Source organism: Variovorax sp. 770b2 (assembly GCF_900115685.1).
In the GTDB taxonomy this organism is placed as follows: Bacteria; Pseudomonadota; Gammaproteobacteria; order Burkholderiales; family Burkholderiaceae_C; genus Variovorax.
Window position 1 is genome coordinate 205,474 of record NZ_FOXJ01000005.1, and the last position, 15,388, is coordinate 220,861.

Genomic DNA, 15,388 nt, shown 5'->3' on the forward strand with positions numbered 1-15,388 from the left:
CAGCACCGCGCACGGCTTCCCCAACTTATTTTTCAACAGGGACACACACCATGTTCGATGCCCTCTACATCAGCGCCACCGGCATGCAGGCACAGCAGCTGAATGTCGACACCATTGCCAACAACCTGGCCAACGTCAACACCACCGGGTTCAAGAAAAGCAAGATCAGCTTCACCGACCTGATGGTTCGCGAAGCCGGGCGCACGGCCCCTTCGCTGGAAGAAGCGGGCATCCTCGGTGGCGGGAGTCGCCTGGGGGCGGGCGTCGGCATCGCCTCGACCTCCAAGCTGTTCGACATGGGCGATCTCAAGAAAACCGAGTCGGCCTTCGACATCGCCATCCAGGGCGAGGGCTTCCTCGAGGTCACGATGCCCGACGGTTCGAGCGCCTACACGCGCGGCGGCACGTTCAAGGTCAACCGAGATGGCCTGCTGGCCACCTCGGGAGGCTTTCCGCTCAAGCCCAACCTCGCCATTCCGGACAACGCCCAGAACATGCAGATCGACAGCGACGGGCGTGTGCGCATCCAGGTCGCGGGCCAGACGACGCCGGTCGAGATCGGTCAGCTGGAACTGGTGCGATTCACGAGCCCCTCGGGCTTGATGGCGCAGGGCGACAACCTCTACCGCTCCAGCCCCAACTCCGGCGAGGCCATCTCCGGCAAGGCGGCCGAGGACGGCATGGGCAGCATGGCCCAGGGCTTCCTGGAAGGATCGAACGTCAAGCTGACCGAAGAAATGGTGAGCCTCATGGTGGCCCAGCGCGTGTACGAGGCCAACGTGAAGGTCATGCAGGCATCGGACGAGATGCTGGGAATGATCAATGGCCTGCGCAAATAGCAGCGCGCGGGCCGCGTTGCGGGCCGTGTGCACAGCCGTTCCGGCGCTCGCTGCCCTGGCGCTGCCAACGTTCGCGGCCGGGCAGGCCCCGGTCGAGCCCCTGGTCTCGATCGAGCTGCGTCCGCAGGTCAAGCTCGACCAGGCCAGCGTTCGCCTGGGCGACATCGCCTACCTGACCACGCGCGATCTGCCGACGCTGCGCCGGTTGATGGCGCTTGCGCTCGGCCCCGCACCGCGGCCCGGTTCGCCGGCCGTGCTGGACCGCGACACCATCGTGCGATGGGTCGAGGCACGCAGCGGCCTGCAGACCGTGGACAGCGGCCTGCGCGTGCAAACCGTGGAAGGCGCGCTGCGCGCGCAGTCGCCTGCCATCCGGTGGACCGGTGCCAGCGAGACCGAAATCGAAAGCGCTGCGCAACAGCTGCCCGGAGAAACCGTGGTGAACGCGGCGCGTTCGGCGCTTCTGAACTGGTTGTCCCAGCGCAGCGTCCGTGCCGAGGTCGAGCCCGTGTCCACCGCCCGCGACCTGTTCCTGCCGCCCGGCGTGACTACGTTGCGGGTGCGGCCCCTGGCCAACCAGTCGCAGCCCACGCGGCGCATGCTGGTATGGGTCGACGCCTGGGTCGACGACCGCTTCGTGCGAACGACGGCCGTGACTTTCGAAGTCGGTGCATGGGCGCCTGTCTCCGTGGCCTCCACGGGGATCGGTCGCGGTGCGACCGTCGACCCGGTCATGCTGCGCGGTGCGATGGAAACGCGTGAAGTCGACCTGACCACGGTCAGGCATGGAACGCCCATTGCCATCAAGGCGGGCAGCGAATCGGCGGACGGCAGCGAGCGCCTGCGGCGCCCGCTGCGCCCGGGCGAGGTGCTCACCAGCGCGCACCTGGAGGCCACGCCCGCGGTCATGCGCGGCAATTGGGCACATCTTCTGGCGCGCAGCGGCGATGTGTCGGTCGAAAGCCGTGTGGAGGTTCTCCAGGATGGACGCCAGGGCCAGGTCGTGCGCGTCAAGGTGCCCGGCTCGGGCGGCGAAGTGCTGGCTCGCGTGACGGGGCCGGGGCAGGTGGAGGTGCAACCGTGAGAGCCTTGTCGCTGAAGAACGCACGCGCGGGTCTGTCCCTTGCGGCACTCGCCCTGGTGTTGTCCGCTTCCCTGCCGGTGGCGGCCGAGAGCCTTTACCAGGAGGGTAGCTTCCGTCCGCTCACCGCGGACAACAAGGCCTTCCGCGTCGGGGATTCGCTCACCGTCCAGGTCTTCGAGAACTCGTCGGCCTCGACCAGCGCCGACACCGGCACGCGGCGCAACAACGACATCTCCGGCTCGGTCACGCAAACCGGTAACCGGGTGGTGGGGCAGCTCGGTATCGGTGTGGCAGGCGGGTTCGACGGCGGAGGCCGCACCCAGCGTGCCAACAAGCTGCTCGCCACGCTGACCGTGACGGTGCAGGAGGTGCTCGCGAGCGGCGAACTGCGCGTGGCCGGCGAACAACTGCTCACGGTCAACGAGGAGTTGCAGAAGGTCAACCTGGAAGGACGCGTGCGTCCGCAGGACATCTCCGACGGCAACGTGGTTCTCTCGACCCGTCTGGCCGATGCCCGCATCACCTATGTGGGCGAAGGCGACGTGACCGACCGCTCGCGCCGCAGCGGATGGCGAAAAGTTTTTGATTGGCTGGGATTCTGATGCGCCGGATCACTTCAACCCTGTCGCTGCGCTGTGCGCTCGCCGTCGCCATGCTGTGCATCGGCCTTTCCGTCGCGCATGCGGCCGATGCCATACGCGTCAAGGACCTGGGCAAGCTCAAGGGCTGGCGCGACAACGCATTGTTCGGCACGGGCATCGTCACCGGTCTGGCCGGCACCGGCGATTCGCCGGCGAACCGCACCACGCGCCAGTCGCTCGCCAACGTGCTGTCGCAGTTCAACCTGACGATCGCGCCGGAAGCCGTGCAGAGCCGCAACGTCGCCGTCGTCATGGTCAGCGCCAGCCTGCCGACCTTCGCGCGCGAAGGCGACACGCTCGACGTGACCGTCAGTTCGGCCGGCGATGCGCGCAGCCTGGTGGGCGGAACGCTCCTGATCACGCCCCTGAAGGGCGCGAACGGCAGGGTCTATGCGCTGGCCCAGGGCGGCCTGTCGGTCGGAGGCTACCGCTACGACGCGAACGGCAATGTGGTCCAGAAGAACCACCCGACGTCCGGGTCCGTGCCGAACGGTGCAACGGTCGAAGTGGGCGTCAACGCCTCCATGCTCGACGACCAGCAGAGCGTGACCTTCGTGCTCTCCGAGCCCGACTACACCACGGCCAGCCGGGTCGCGACCGCCATCAACAGCCAGTTGGGCGGCAGCATGGCGAAGGCCAAGGACGCCTCCGGCATCGAGATCGCGGTGCCGCCGGCGCAGCGCGGCGAACTGGTGAGCCTGTTCACCCGCATCGAGAACGTGATGGTCGAGCCCGACCGGCGTGCCAAGGTGGTCATCAACGAGCGCACCGGCACGGTGGTGTCGGGAGGGGATGTACGTATCTCGAAGGTGGCCATCTCGCACGGCGACATCAAGATCGCGATTTCCAGCCAGAACACGGCCTCGCAGCCGTTCAACGTCTGGAACGGCGGACCGGACGTGCGCACCGCGATCGTGACCAACACGCGCATCGATGTCGACGAGCAGGGCGGCACCGGCTTCGTGACGGGGTCCAACACCGTGTCCGATCTCGTGCAGTCGCTCGCGCGCCTGAAGACCAGCACGCGCGACGTGATCTCGATCCTGCGCGCCGTCAAGGCTGCGGGCGCACTGCACGGCGAACTGGTCGTCCAGTGACCGTGCCGCACCACGCGATTCACCACCCACCATCCCCAGGAAGCCTCCGGAGACAGACATGACAGATGGAATCGAAGCCGTGACCCGATCGGTGCTCGCGCTGGCGCTCGACGCGGCCAGCCTGCGCCAGCAGGCCATCTCGGCCAACATCGCCAATGCCAATGCGGTGGGCTATGTACCGCAGCGCGTGAGCTTCGAGGACCAGCTCGTGGACGCGCGCCGCAGCATGGCGCAGACAGGACGCGTCGATGCATTCGCCCTGGGCGACGTGCGTCCGCGCATGGAAGCCATCGTGGACAGCCAGGGCGTGCCCGCGCAGGTGCAGCTGGACATGGAGGCGGCCGACATGGCCCGCAACGCGGTGCAGTACCAGGCGCTGGTCAAGGGCCTCTCGCGTCATCTCGCAATTCTTTCAATGGCTGCCGGCGACGGCAGGAAATAAGCCATGGACTACATGCAATCTTTTGCCATCAGCGCGGCCGGCATGAATGTCGAGCGCCTGCGCGTCGACGTCGCGGCGCTCAACCTGGCCAATGCCAACACGGTGCAGGGCGTGGGCGGCAGCAGCTACCAGCCGCTGCGCGTGCTCGCCGAAGCCCAGTCGTCCGCGGGCGGCCTGCCGGCTGCGGATGCCGGTGGTTTCGGCGCGCTGGTGAGCCAGGGGCTGGAGGGCGGCGATATCGCGTCGCAGGCCGCGCCCACGGCACGCATCGTTCCTGCCAATGTCGCCCCCCGGCTGGTATACGAGCCCGGACATCCACTGGCCAACGAGCGCGGCTTCGTGGCCTACGCGGCCGTCGACACCGCGACCGAGATGGTCAGCATGATGAGCGCCACCCGCGCCTACGAGGCGAACGTGTCGGCCATGAACACGGCGCGCACGCTGGCGCTCAGGGCTCTCGATATCGGGGGTGGGGCATGAGTTCCTTTCTCCCCGTCGAGGCGCTGTCCGCGCTCTCGCAGCAGGCGCAGTCCATGGTGGCGGCGGTCAATGCGCAATCGCTCCAGGGCCCTGCATCGGCCATGGCGCCGGAGGCTTCGGCCGCGCCAGTTGCCGGCTCGTTCGGCCAGCTGGTGTCCGATGGCCTCTCGCAGGTCAACGGCCAGCTGATCGGCAGCCAGGTCGACCTGCAGAAGCTCGCGATGGGCGACGCGCAGAACCTGCACCAGATCATGATCAACCTGGAGGAAAGCCGCGTTTCCTTCCAGTTGATGATGCAGGTGCGCAACCGCCTGCTTGAGGCCTACCAAGACATCATGAAGATGCCGATATGAATTTCTGGCAAGGACTCACGCAGCGCGCTCGCGCCGGATTCATCGGCGGGGCGCTGTTCATTCTGCTGGCCACCGCCGGGGTCGCATGGTGGGTATTCCACACCGAGTACCAGGCGCTGTTCACCGACCTGAAGCCGCAGGACGCCCAGGCCATGACGACGGAGCTGGAGCGCCTGAAGATTCCGTACCGCCTGGGCGACAGCGGCACCTCGATCCTGGTCGACAAGGCGACGGTGCACGCCACCCGCATCAAGCTGATGGGCAAGGAACTGCCGCTGCAGGGCGCGGTCGGCCTGGAGCTGTTCAACAACACCGACTTCGGCATGACCGAGTTCGCGCAGAAGATCAACTACCAGCGCGCGCTGCAGGGCGAACTCACCCGCACAATCCAGTCGCTGTCGGAAGTGCGCGAAGTCCGCGTGCTGCTGGCGCTGCCCGAGCAGGGGCTGTTCAAGCAGGCGACCTCGAAGGCCAAGGCATCGATCACCCTCACGATGCGCCAGGGCCAGGCCTTGCGCGCGGAGCAGGTGGTCGGCGTCCAGCGGCTGGTGGCGGCCGCCGTGCCCGGCATGGCGACACAGGACGTCACGATCGTCGACGGCCACGGCGTCGCGCTGACGCGCCCGGAGGGCGGCAACGGCGAAGCCGAAATGAACGGCGCGCGGCTTGAACTCAAGCGCGATACCGAAGCCTATCTCTCGCGCAAGGTCGCTGCGGTCCTGGACCGCAGCTTCGGCGCGGGGCAGGCCCTTGCCAGCGTCGACGTGACGCTGAACATGGACCAGATCCGCACCACGACCGAAGACGTGCTGCCCGCCGCATCGCGCTCCGGCCTGCAGGCCACGGGCGTGGTGGTGCGCGAGCGCGAAGTCCTGCGCGACAGCGGCTCGTCGCTCGACACCAAGGTGAGCGATGCCGGCAGCTCGCGCAATGGCAGTGCGCAGCGCGATGTCGAATACGCCGTCGGCCGTCGGGTCGAACAGGTGGTCAGCCAGCCCGGCTCGATCCGTCGCATCCAGGTGGTGGCGGTGGTGCGCAAGGCACTGGATGCAGCGCAAGAGGAACAGCTGCGCAAGGTCATCGCCGCAGCGGTGGGTGCCTCGATCGACCGCGGCGACGCGGTGGTCGTGCAGTCGCTCGTGGGGGCGGCGATTCAGGCGCCCGATGCGTCGACCGGCGCCGGGGGCAATGCCGAGGCCACGGCGGCCGAAGAGAGCGTTGCCACCCATCCGGTCGGCGCAGCGCTGTCCGACAAGGGCGTTCCTTCCCTGTTGCAGCTCCTGGTCGGCGGACTCCTGATCGCCGTCCTGGCCATGCTGCTCATCAGGGCTGGGCGTCGAGGGACGCCGCCGAATGGCGGGGATTCCGGTCGGGCGTCGCTCTCGGAAGCAGAGCGCGCCGCGGCCCTGCAAAGGGTGCGCGACTGGATGCGCGAACCCGGTGCCGGCCCCGCTGCCGCCGGCCCCGTGGGCGCGAGGGGGCGCAACGGATGACGCCGGTGCCTCGTCCTTCCCAGGCATCGAACGCCGGCACCGGCGTGCCCGAGTCGCGCGGCGCCCGCCATGCGGCGCTGCTGTTGCACGCGATGTCCCCTCAGGACCGTTCATGGATGCTCGAGTCGCTGCCTGCGGCGGAGCGTGCGGGCCTGGTGCCGCTTCTGGCAGAGCTGGAGGCCCTGGGCATCGAAAGAGATCCCGCGCTGATCGACGACGCGACCGCCGGTGCGTCCTCCGCTGCAATGCCGGAGCAGGACTTTGCGGCGGTGGCTTTGCAACCGCGCTCCCCGCACCCCCTGCCCCCCGTATCGGACGAAGCCATGCTTCACGCGCTCGGCGACAGCCAGGTGCGTGAACTCGTCGCGTGCATGCGGACCGAGCCGGTGGGCTTGATCGCCGAGTGGCTGCGCCTTGCCGATTGGCCGTGGCGCGAGGACTTCCTCGCCGCGCTGGAGCTTGGCCAGCGGCGGCGCATCGAAGCCAGCCTGTCCACCACGGCGCCTGGATTGGAGACGCCGCCCGGCATGCGCGCGGCGCTGATCGCGGCGGTAGCGGCGCGGCTGCGGGAGCAGCCTGTCGCAGAAGCACCTGCCGCGGCGCCGTGGCACCGCCTGACACGCTCGTTCAAGCAGGTCTTCCAAGGCGCATCGTCGCGCCGGAGCTGGAGCCGATGAGTTCCGGCTTGCCACACCAGGGCGACGCCTCGGCGCCGGACGCCGAGGCGCGCGCGCAGGTGGTCGTGCTGCGCGATGTCGTCATGCAGGGGCAGGTGGCGCTGGCGCGTCCCCGCGGACGGGATGGCCAGCAAGTGCCGGCGCAGTCTTCTTCGCCCGGCCTGGTGTCGGTGCCATCGAGCCGGAATCCGGGGCCCGGCGCGTCGCTGCAGGGCATGCAAGCGCCCGCGCCGGCCGACTCGACCGGGAGCGCACCCGATGCCTGGGCCGACCTGGCCCGCGTGGAAGAAGAAGCCCGCCAGCGAGGCCACGAAGAGGGGTTTGCCAAAGGCAGCATCGAAGGGCGTGCGCGTGGCGACGAAGAGGCCAGGCAACTGGCCGCGCAGGCCGCCGAAAAGGCGGCCCGCGAACTCGAGGATCACGCCGAACGCATGACGCGGGAGCTCAAGCAGCAGGCCCAGGCCGGCTACCAGGCGCGTGTCCAGGTGCTGGATGGTCTGATTGCGACCCTGCCGCAGAAGGTCGATGCGCGGCTGGCCGCCGCGGAAGACGACATGCTCGCGCTGTGTTTCGAGGTCGTCTGCCGCACGCTGGGCGACAGCGTCGCGCGGCCCGAGGCAGTGCGCGCGCAGTTGGCGCAAGCGATGGACAGGCTGCGCAGCCGCAAGCTGGTGGCGATCCACATGCACCCCGACGACCTCGCGATGCTCCAGAACGGCCAGAGCCTGTCGCAAGGCCTCCTGGGCGGGGCCGACATTCAATGGGTTGCCAGCGCCGACGTGGCGCTGGGTGGCTGCATCCTGCAATCACCCGAAGGCGGACTCGACGCCCGCTTCGAGACCCAGTTGGCCGCGTTGCGCGAGTTGCTGCTGCAAACCCGGGCCGCAGCCCGCACCGTGGAGGCATGAGTTGGGCACGCTCGACGTCTACCGCGAGGCCGTGAAAGGCGCCGAACTGCACCGCCGTATCGGCTGGGTGAAGGAAATGCAGGGCCTCGCCATCGATGCGCTCGGCCCCGATGCCGCCGTGGGCGAACTCTGCCGCATCATGGTCAGGACGCAGGACCGTTTCGACGGCGCGGCAAGGGATGGCGACCTGAAGAGCCAGCCCGGCGTGCTCGCCGAAGTGGTGGGCCTCAAGCCCGGCCGCGTCACGCTGATGCCCTACGGATCGGTCGAAGGCATCGCCGTCGGCTGCGAAGTGCGGGCACTCGGCGCGGAGTCGCAGATCGGCGTGGGCCACAGCCTGCTGGGCCGCGTGGTCGACGGGTTCGGCGATCCGCTGGACGGCAGGCCCCGGCCACTGACGCAGGTGCGCAGGCCCCTGAAGGCCGTGCCCATCAACCCGATGCAGCGTCCGCCCATCGAGCGTGTTCTGGAGACCGGCATCCGCGCGATCGACGGCCTGCTCACGCTCGGGCAGGGCCAGCGCATCGGCATTTTCGCGGGCAGCGGCGTCGGAAAAAGCACCCTGCTCGGGTTGCTCGCGCGGCACGTCAAGACGCATGCCGATTCCGCCGCGCAGGCCAACATCAACGTGATCGCGCTCATCGGCGAGCGCGGCCGCGAGGTGCGCGAGTTCATCGAAAAGCAGCTCGGGCCCGAAGGGCTGGCGCGCTCGGTCGTGGTGGTCGCCACCTCCGACCAGCCCGCGCTGGCCCGCCTGCGCGCAGCCTATGCCGCGCTCGCCATCGCGGAGTTCTTTCGCGACGACGGCCACAACGTGCTGCTCACGATGGATTCGATCACCCGCTTTGCGATGGCGCGGCGCGAGGTCGGGCTCTCCGCCGGAGAGCCGCCGACGGCGCGCGGCTATACGCCGTCGGTCTTTGCCGAGTTGCCCGAGCTTTGCGAGCGCTGCGGTACGGCACCGGGCGGCGGCTCGATCACCGCACTGCTCACCGTGCTGGTCGAAGGCGACGACCTCAACGAGCCCGTGTCGGACGCATTGCGCGCCATCCTCGACGGGCACGTCGTGCTGTCGCGGCACCTGGCGCACCGGGGACACTACCCGGCCATCGACGTGCTCAAGAGCGTGAGCCGGCTGATGCCCGAACTGGCCGACAAGGAGCAGCGTGCGCTGGCGGTGTCGGCGGTGCAGCAGCTGGCCGTGCTGGAACGCAACCGGCAGATGATCGACATCGGCGCCTACGAGAAGGGCGCGAGTCCCGAGCTGGACCGGGCCATCGAGCTCGAGCCCGGGCTGCAGGCGTGGCTTCGGCAGAACACGGGGGGCGTCTCGCGCGCAGAGGCCATTCAGGGGCTGCGCGACGTGCTCGCGCCGGCACCCGCACCCGCCACCGCATCCACCGGACGCAAGCCATGAACACCACGTCCACCAAGGCTCCCGCGCCCACGCGAGATGTCGATGTGCGCGGCTTCGTCTACGCGCTCGAGCCGGTGCGCCAGCGGCAGCAGTGGCGCATGGACAAGCTCATGGCGTCGCTCGCGCGTGCGCAACAGGCCCTCGCCGAAACGCAAGCCCGCATGAACGAAGTGCAGGCGATGCACGACGAACAGGCAAGCAAGGCCGGACAGGCACTGGTGCAGCGCATGGACCCCGGCGCCCACAGGGCTGCGCTCGGTTTTCTGACGCATCTGCGCGATCAATGGCGGGCGCTGGATGCGAAGCGCAAGGAACAACTGGCCGACAGAGACCAGCTGCGCAAGGACTGCATGGCGCTGCAACTGCGCCTGGACGGAATGACCCAGCACAAGGAGGACGCCTTGACGCAATACGCCGACGAAGTCCGCCAGCGCAACAGCAACGAGCAGGACCGCGACTGGCTCGCGCGCTCAGCCGGCGCGCGCGGCCGCAACGTGGGGCCGTCGCAATGAGCACCAGCCACGCATCGGCCGCCGCGCGCCATGCAGCCGCCGTGTCTGCGCGGCAGGGCTCGCCTGCGAGCCAGGGCGACACCGTGCAGCAGCAGGCTGCCTGGCAGCGCGAGATGGAGCGGGCGCAAATGGCGAACTGGTTCAAGCCCCCGCTCGCCGCGGACAAGAGCAGCGCTGCCGCGTCGTCGGGTCGCGCGCCCGAAGCCCCGGCCCGCACCGAACGGCTCGGTGCGGCGCTGGCGCAAGTCCCGGCTGCGATCACGGGCAGCAATCCGGCCGCCGCCGCCTCCGAACTGGCCATGCCTTTGGAGCCGCTCGTGGCAAGCCCGCGAATCGGCGTGGCCGATGTCTTCGGAGGTGCCGCGCGAGCGCCGCACGCAGCCGTACGGTTCTTCGCGGAGATGCGCCCCGCGGTCGCCGCAGAAGCGCCTGCGGAAACCAGGCCGCTGGCCGATGTGCAACTGCACCGCGGCGCAAGCGTGCTCCCGACATCGGACAAGTCCGTGGACGACAGCGCGCCGGACGCACAAGCCGAAGCCGTTGCTGAATCGCGGACACAGTCGTCGTCCACGCCCGATGCCCAGGCACCCGTGCGGTTGCACGAGGAGTCCATGCCCGAAGGCCAGGCCGTGTGGATCGCCATGCGCGCGGATGACGATGCGCTAGCGGCCATGCTGCCCCGCATCGTGGCGGACCTTCAGCGCGGCGTGCAGGACCGCGGCCAGCGCCTGCATCAAGTCGTGTGCAACGGGCGCCTCGTGTGGCGCGCGGATGCCGGGGCGCCTGCGGCCGGCGACATATCCATTCCGGGCGGCGCGAGCGCCGCCCAACCACGGTCGATTCATTTCATTCAAAGGGGGCGTGATGGCAATTGATGCAATAGGCAGTGCGGGTACCACCAACCTGCAGGCCAACAGCCTGGGCATGGAGGACTTCCTCAAGATCCTCTTGACCCAGCTGACCTACCAGGACCCGCTCAAGCCCATGGACAACCAGCAGTTCATGGCGCAGATGGCCCAGTTCACGAGCCTGGAGCAGACCCAGCAGCTGAACAACAAGATCGCCACGCTGATCACCAACCAGGCCGCGCTGCAATCGGTGGGCCTCATCGGCAAGACGGTCGACATCACGACCGCGAGCGGCGCCGTTACCGGCACTGTGAGCGCGCTTTCGCTTTCGGGCGATTCGCCGCTCCTCACGGTGCGCACCACGGCGGGCGCCACGCTGACCAACATCTCGCTCAGCCAACTGGTGTCGGTGCGATGACTGCCGCGCGGCCCGCCCTGAAATCGCAAGAAAGGATGTCCCATGCTTGAGTCCATCTACGTCGGCATGACCGGGTTGCTCGGCTACTCGCGCGGCCTGCGCGTGATTGCCAACAACACCGCCAACATCAACACGCCGGGCTTCAAGAGCTCGAGCCTGCAGTTCGCGGACATGTTCTACACCGGCGGCAACCTGAGCGGCGGCAACGCAAGCCAGAACTACGATCAGGTCGGCTTCGGCCTCAACACCACCGGCACCGCGATGTCGTTCAAGCAGGGCGAACTGCGCCAGACCGGCAACGACCTGGACATGGCGGTCGACGGACAGGGCCTGTTCGTGCTGCAGGACGCGGAAGGCAAGACCACCTACACCCGCGCCGGCCAGTTCAAGTTCGACGACAACGGCGTGCTGGTGAGCCGCAGCGGCGGCGAGAAGGTCATGGGCATGGACGACAGCGGGAACTTGGTCGAGATCACCCTTGCCGGGCAGATGCAGAACGAAGGCAAGCCTACGTCGAAGCTCAAGTTTTCGGGCAACCTGTCGAACACGGACACCGTCATCCCGGCCGTGGGCAATGTTCAGGTGGTCGACGCGGGAGGGATTGCGCATACGTTGAGCGTGAAGTTCACCGTCACCAGTGCGACGACCGCCGGGACCACGGTCAAGGTCGAATTGATGGACGGCACCGCCGTCGTTGGAAGCGGAGTGATGGTCTTCATCGATGGCAAGCCGACGCCACAGACCAGCCTGGTGAACATGACATACGTGCCCGCCGGCCAGCCGCCCATGGCGTTGACGCTGGATTTCAGCGCCGACGTGAGGCTTTTCGCTGGTCCTACAACCCTCAAGATGGACAGCCAGGACGGCGTGGGCCCAGGCACCCTCAGCGGCACGGCCTTCGACGGCAACGGCGTGCTCCGCATAACCTACTCGAACGGCCAGACCACCAAGGGTGCGCGCCTCGCGCTCGCGCGTTTCGACTCGCCCGACGCCGTGGGCGCGGTGGGCAACAACCAGTTCGAGATCCTGAACAAGAACGCATGGCACTTCGGCTCGGCCGGCGAAGGCGCGTTCGGCACCGTGCGCGCGGGCCAGATCGAGATTTCCAATGTCGACCTGTCGCAGGAGTTCAGCGACCTGGTGATCATGCAGCGCGGCTACCAGGCCAGCTCGCAGGTGATCTCCACCGCCAACGACATGCTGCAGGAACTGTTCTCGATGAAGAGCAAATGAACGCCTTGTCTGCCCGCGGTGCCGCGTCCTCTGCGCTGCTCGATCCCGCCGAATCGGTGCTCAAGGCTCGACCCTTGCGCAGCTGGGAAGCCGCGCAGAAAGAGGCCGTGCGCGTGCTCTTCGCCGGCCTGCACCGCGACTGGAGCGCGGAATGGGTTCCCGTGCGTGAAACGGTATCCATGCTGGCCGATGTCGAAGTCGTCGAGCCCGAAGGCACCCTGGTGCTGGCGGGGGACGAAGTCGCCAGCTGGTCCTTTGCCGAAGCGCCGCGGCGTGCCGGCGCGTCGCTGCCGGATTCGCTGCCGCGCAGCGCCCGGGACGCTTCCCAGGCGGCCCTTCAGGCGCTGGCGGACCGCATGTTCGCCTTCGACCTGGCCACCTCCGCCACCGCGCCTGTCGCACCGGCGGTCGCGCCTGCCGTGGTGCGCGCCGCATGGGCAGATTGGCTGCAGCGCCTTGGCAAATTGCTCGGAGGCTTCGCGCTCCAGATGCAGCCGCCGAAAGGCGCGCCGGGAACGAGCGTTCCTTCGGACCCCTGGTCCGGCGTTCTCTGCGTGCGCTGGAACTGGTGCGGCGGCGTCTGGAGCCTCGGGCTGCCGCATGCCGTGGTGACGGCCCTTCTGGGCAGCCAGGCGACGAAAAAAGCCGTTCCAGCCGCACCCGCGCAGAGGCTGCCGAAGGCGCGGCTGGACCAAGCCCTGGCCGGCGAGCGCGTGGCGCTGCGCGTCATGCTCGACGGCGTCGAACTGAACCTGGGCCAGCTCCAGGAGCTGCGCCTGGACGACGTGATTCCACTGCAACACCTGCTCGATGCACCGGCGCTGGTCATCGGCACGGACGGCACGCCCGTGTGCCGCGGCTGGTTGGGGCAAAGCGATGGCCGCATTGCCATCGAACTGGCCGTGCAGGCAACCCCCAACCCGAACACTCACCCATTGAAGGAAAAAACGCCATGACGAAAGCCCTGGAAGGAATCGTTGCCGACAACCGTACCGGCGCGGCCAACACCGCAGCCGAGGGGCGCGGCGAGCTTCGAGCGCGCCCCCAGCAGGCCAGCGGCCTGCCCACCGCGCAGATCATCGCGTTGCCCGACCTGCATGCCGACGCCGATGGCGGCACCGCGAACCGTGCGGCCGATGCGCCGATCCTGAAAGACTGGAACCCGCTGCACCAGATCAAGGCCAAGCTGCAGGTGTGCGTCGGCGAAGCCACGATTTCAGTCGGCGAGCTGCTGAGCGCCAGGGAGCACCAGGTGCTGCGCCTGGACCGCGGATTCGACCAGCCGGTCGACCTCACCATCGAAGGCAAGGTGGTGGCACGCGGCCAGCTGGTGGCGGTCGATGGCCACTTTGCGGTTCGCATCACCGAACTGCCTGTTGCCCTGGGCCTGGCTTCGGGATCCTGACGGATGCACGCTGTGTTGCGGTGGATGCAGACAGGGGCCGCTGTTCGAAGGGGCCTGACGGGCTTCGCCATGGCGGCGGGGCTGCTGCTGGCGTTGCCTGGTCAAGCGCAGGAGACGCGCACCGGCGGCGCCCAATCGCAGCCGGCCACCAGCCTGCCCGACAGCATTCCGGTCAAGCGCGAACAGCCGAGCGAAATGACCGGGCCCGCGAGCGATCGCTGGTGGATCGGCGCCGTCATGGCAGGCGGCCTTCTCGCGCTCGCGTTCGTCATCGCCCGCCGGCGTGCGGGTCCGGCCAAGGCCTCGGGCGCGTGGTGGACGCGATTCGGCGGCTTGCTGGACACGGTGCCTTCGCACGAGATCCAGAGGGTGTCGAGCATGCCGCTGTCGCCCCGCCACAGCCTGCATGTCGTGGTGTGGAACGGCCGGCGGTTGTTGCTGGGGTGCACGGAGCAGTCCATCCAGCTGCTCGCCGAAACCGCGGCCACCGAGCCGGCGGAGTCGACTTCCATCGTGCGGGGGGAGACGCGATGAAGCGGTCCTGGCGCACGATCCTGGCACCCATGCTGCTGGCCTTTGCATTGTTCGGCCTGCCGGTGGACGACGCCCGCTCGCAGTCGCAGGACGATGCCGCATCGGAGGTGGTGCCCGGCAGTCCGACGCTGGAAGCGCCACCTGCGCCACCCGCGCCACCAGTCGCAACACCACCGTCGTCTCCCGCCATCGTTGCGCCGGGCGCAGCGCCTCTGGCGGCAACGCCTGCGGCAGCGGCGCCTCCGGCGGCTGCGCCATCGGTTTCCACCTCCGAGCCCAAGGCCGCGCCAACTGCCGCGGCCAATCCGGTTCGCTCCAGGGCGACACCAGCCGCAGCAGCGACCCCGACACCGACCCCGTCCACCACCCCGGCGACCGAGACCGCGCAGGCGCTGCGTGTCGTGCTCGGCCTCACGGTGCTGGCTATTCTTCCGGCGCTGCTGGTCTGCCTCACCAGCTTCCTGCGGATCATCGTGGTGCTTTCCATGCTTCGCCATGCGATCGGCATGAACGAGACGCCCCCCAACACCGTGCTGATCGGCCTGGCGCTGTTCCTCACGCTGTTCACCATGTCGCCGGTGCTGCAGAAGGTCAACCACGACGCGTTCGAGCCCTTCATGGCCGGCAAGCTGTCGATGGAGGAGGGCTACGGCAAAGGCATCACGCCGCTGCGAGAGTTCATGGTGCGGCAGACGCGCGAGGCCGACCTGGCACTGATGGTGGAGCTGTCGAAGGCGCCCAGCCCCAAGTCGATGGACGACATCAGCAACGTGCAGCTCATTCCGTCGTTCATGCTGTCGGAGCTGCGCGCGGCGTTCCAGATCGGCTTCGTGATCTTCCTGCCGTTCCTGTTGATCGACCTGATCGTCTCCAGCATCCTCATGGCGCTGGGCATGATGATGATGCCGCCCACCACCATTGCGCTGCCGCTCAAGGTGCTCATGTTCATTCTTGTCGATGGCTGGAGCCTGGTACTCAAAGCCCTGGTCGGCAGTTTCCATTGACGC

19 protein-coding genes are annotated in these 15,388 nt (G+C 68.3%); all 19 read left to right on the plus strand.

Annotated features, from left to right (window positions below):
• Nucleotides 1-50 precede the first annotated feature (50 nt).
• The 19 genes from flgG to fliP are packed head-to-tail and all read left to right on the plus strand — an operon-like array spanning nucleotide 51 to nucleotide 15,385.
• Entirely contained in the window at nucleotides 51-839 is a 789-nt protein-coding gene (gene flgG / locus BM133_RS24915; RefSeq protein ID WP_093439838.1) for a flagellar basal-body rod protein FlgG, read from the plus strand.
• Nucleotides 823-1,923, plus strand: coding sequence for a flagellar basal body P-ring formation chaperone FlgA (flgA, locus tag BM133_RS24920; protein WP_093439841.1), 1,101 nt, complete (start codon nucleotides 823-825; stop codon nucleotides 1,921-1,923). Before flgG ends, flgA begins: the two co-directional genes overlap by 17 nt.
• Nucleotides 1,920-2,525: a flagellar basal body L-ring protein FlgH gene (locus BM133_RS24925; protein WP_256219350.1), complete on the plus strand. Its 606-nt coding sequence runs from the start codon at nucleotides 1,920-1,922 to the stop codon at nucleotides 2,523-2,525. The genes flgA and BM133_RS24925 overlap by 4 nt, the downstream gene beginning before the upstream one ends.
• Nucleotides 2,510-3,661, plus strand: coding sequence for a flagellar basal body P-ring protein FlgI (locus BM133_RS24930; RefSeq protein WP_256219351.1), 1,152 nt, complete (start codon nucleotides 2,510-2,512; stop codon nucleotides 3,659-3,661). Before BM133_RS24925 ends, BM133_RS24930 begins: the two co-directional genes overlap by 16 nt.
• Before the next feature lie 58 nt (nucleotides 3,662-3,719).
• Complete coding sequence (locus tag BM133_RS24935; RefSeq protein WP_093439845.1) at nucleotides 3,720-4,103, plus strand: flagellar basal body rod protein FlgB; 384 nt, start codon at nucleotides 3,720-3,722, stop codon at nucleotides 4,101-4,103.
• Between the two features lie 3 nt (nucleotides 4,104-4,106).
• Nucleotides 4,107-4,583: a flagellar basal body rod protein FlgC gene (flgC, locus tag BM133_RS24940; RefSeq protein ID WP_093439847.1), complete on the plus strand. Its 477-nt coding sequence runs from the start codon at nucleotides 4,107-4,109 to the stop codon at nucleotides 4,581-4,583.
• Nucleotides 4,580-4,936, plus strand: coding sequence for a flagellar hook-basal body complex protein FliE (gene fliE, locus BM133_RS24945; RefSeq protein WP_093439850.1), 357 nt, complete (start codon nucleotides 4,580-4,582; stop codon nucleotides 4,934-4,936). The genes flgC and fliE overlap by 4 nt, the downstream gene beginning before the upstream one ends.
• Nucleotides 4,933-6,429: a flagellar basal-body MS-ring/collar protein FliF gene (gene fliF / locus BM133_RS24950; protein WP_093439852.1), complete on the plus strand. Its 1,497-nt coding sequence runs from the start codon at nucleotides 4,933-4,935 to the stop codon at nucleotides 6,427-6,429. Before fliE ends, fliF begins: the two co-directional genes overlap by 4 nt.
• Nucleotides 6,430-6,434: 5 nt before the next feature.
• Nucleotides 6,435-7,106, plus strand: a complete 672-nt coding sequence (locus tag BM133_RS24955) for a hypothetical protein (RefSeq protein ID WP_143100213.1) — start codon at nucleotides 6,435-6,437, stop codon at nucleotides 7,104-7,106.
• On the plus strand, nucleotides 7,103-8,014 hold the full coding sequence (locus BM133_RS24960) for a FliH/SctL family protein (RefSeq protein ID WP_093439858.1): 912 nt from the start codon (nucleotides 7,103-7,105) through the stop codon (nucleotides 8,012-8,014). Before BM133_RS24955 ends, BM133_RS24960 begins: the two co-directional genes overlap by 4 nt.
• Before the next feature lies 1 nt (nucleotide 8,015).
• Nucleotides 8,016-9,431 carry a FliI/YscN family ATPase gene (locus BM133_RS24965; RefSeq protein ID WP_093439860.1) on the plus strand — a complete coding sequence of 472 codons (1,416 nt, stop codon included), beginning with the start codon at nucleotides 8,016-8,018 and terminating at the stop codon, nucleotides 9,429-9,431.
• On the plus strand, nucleotides 9,428-9,943 hold the full coding sequence (locus BM133_RS24970) for a hypothetical protein (protein WP_093439863.1): 516 nt from the start codon (nucleotides 9,428-9,430) through the stop codon (nucleotides 9,941-9,943). The genes BM133_RS24965 and BM133_RS24970 overlap by 4 nt, the downstream gene beginning before the upstream one ends.
• Complete coding sequence (locus BM133_RS24975) at nucleotides 9,940-10,818, plus strand: hypothetical protein (protein ID WP_093439866.1); 879 nt, start codon at nucleotides 9,940-9,942, stop codon at nucleotides 10,816-10,818. The genes BM133_RS24970 and BM133_RS24975 overlap by 4 nt, the downstream gene beginning before the upstream one ends.
• Nucleotides 10,808-11,209, plus strand: a complete 402-nt coding sequence (locus tag BM133_RS24980) for a flagellar hook capping FlgD N-terminal domain-containing protein (RefSeq protein WP_093439868.1) — start codon at nucleotides 10,808-10,810, stop codon at nucleotides 11,207-11,209. The genes BM133_RS24975 and BM133_RS24980 overlap by 11 nt, the downstream gene beginning before the upstream one ends.
• Nucleotides 11,210-11,251: 42 nt before the next feature.
• On the plus strand, nucleotides 11,252-12,442 hold the full coding sequence (locus BM133_RS24985) for a flagellar hook protein FlgE (RefSeq protein WP_093439871.1): 1,191 nt from the start codon (nucleotides 11,252-11,254) through the stop codon (nucleotides 12,440-12,442).
• Nucleotides 12,439-13,398, plus strand: a complete 960-nt coding sequence (locus BM133_RS24990; protein ID WP_093439873.1) for a FliM/FliN family flagellar motor switch protein — start codon at nucleotides 12,439-12,441, stop codon at nucleotides 13,396-13,398. The genes BM133_RS24985 and BM133_RS24990 overlap by 4 nt, the downstream gene beginning before the upstream one ends.
• Nucleotides 13,395-13,847 (plus strand): FliM/FliN family flagellar motor switch protein, encoded by a 453-nt coding sequence (locus tag BM133_RS24995; protein ID WP_093439876.1) that lies wholly within the window; start codon nucleotides 13,395-13,397, stop codon nucleotides 13,845-13,847. The genes BM133_RS24990 and BM133_RS24995 overlap by 4 nt, the downstream gene beginning before the upstream one ends.
• Before the next feature lie 3 nt (nucleotides 13,848-13,850).
• Nucleotides 13,851-14,381 (plus strand): flagellar biosynthetic protein FliO, encoded by a 531-nt coding sequence (locus BM133_RS25000; RefSeq protein ID WP_093439878.1) that lies wholly within the window; start codon nucleotides 13,851-13,853, stop codon nucleotides 14,379-14,381.
• On the plus strand, nucleotides 14,378-15,385 hold the full coding sequence (gene fliP / locus BM133_RS35595) for a flagellar type III secretion system pore protein FliP (protein WP_256219352.1): 1,008 nt from the start codon (nucleotides 14,378-14,380) through the stop codon (nucleotides 15,383-15,385). The genes BM133_RS25000 and fliP overlap by 4 nt, the downstream gene beginning before the upstream one ends.
• Nucleotides 15,386-15,388 lie beyond the last annotated feature (3 nt).

What these genes read in the sequence shown, in the direction of transcription:
- BM133_RS24935 (WP_093439845.1), top strand. Translation starts at nt 3,720, where the DNA reads ATGACAGATGGAATCGAAGCCGTGACCCGATCGGTGCTCGCGCTGGCG.
- fliE (WP_093439850.1), top strand. Translation starts at nt 4,580, where the DNA reads ATGAGTTCCTTTCTCCCCGTCGAGGCGCTGTCCGCGCTCTCGCAGCAG.
- BM133_RS24980 (WP_093439868.1), top strand. Translation starts at nt 10,808, where the DNA reads ATGGCAATTGATGCAATAGGCAGTGCGGGTACCACCAACCTGCAGGCC.
- BM133_RS24970 (WP_093439863.1), top strand. Translation starts at nt 9,428, where the DNA reads ATGAACACCACGTCCACCAAGGCTCCCGCGCCCACGCGAGATGTCGAT.
- fliP (WP_256219352.1), top strand. Translation starts at nt 14,378, where the DNA reads ATGAAGCGGTCCTGGCGCACGATCCTGGCACCCATGCTGCTGGCCTTT.
- BM133_RS24995 (WP_093439876.1), top strand. Translation starts at nt 13,395, where the DNA reads ATGACGAAAGCCCTGGAAGGAATCGTTGCCGACAACCGTACCGGCGCG.
- fliF (WP_093439852.1), top strand. Translation starts at nt 4,933, where the DNA reads ATGAATTTCTGGCAAGGACTCACGCAGCGCGCTCGCGCCGGATTCATC.
- flgG (WP_093439838.1), top strand. Translation starts at nt 51, where the DNA reads ATGTTCGATGCCCTCTACATCAGCGCCACCGGCATGCAGGCACAGCAG.
- flgA (WP_093439841.1), top strand. Translation starts at nt 823, where the DNA reads ATGGCCTGCGCAAATAGCAGCGCGCGGGCCGCGTTGCGGGCCGTGTGC.
- BM133_RS24960 (WP_093439858.1), top strand. Translation starts at nt 7,103, where the DNA reads ATGAGTTCCGGCTTGCCACACCAGGGCGACGCCTCGGCGCCGGACGCC.
- flgC (WP_093439847.1), top strand. Translation starts at nt 4,107, where the DNA reads ATGGACTACATGCAATCTTTTGCCATCAGCGCGGCCGGCATGAATGTC.
- BM133_RS24990 (WP_093439873.1), top strand. Translation starts at nt 12,439, where the DNA reads ATGAACGCCTTGTCTGCCCGCGGTGCCGCGTCCTCTGCGCTGCTCGAT.
- BM133_RS24975 (WP_093439866.1), top strand. Translation starts at nt 9,940, where the DNA reads ATGAGCACCAGCCACGCATCGGCCGCCGCGCGCCATGCAGCCGCCGTG.
- BM133_RS24985 (WP_093439871.1), top strand. Translation starts at nt 11,252, where the DNA reads ATGCTTGAGTCCATCTACGTCGGCATGACCGGGTTGCTCGGCTACTCG.
- BM133_RS25000 (WP_093439878.1), top strand. Translation starts at nt 13,851, where the DNA reads ATGCACGCTGTGTTGCGGTGGATGCAGACAGGGGCCGCTGTTCGAAGG.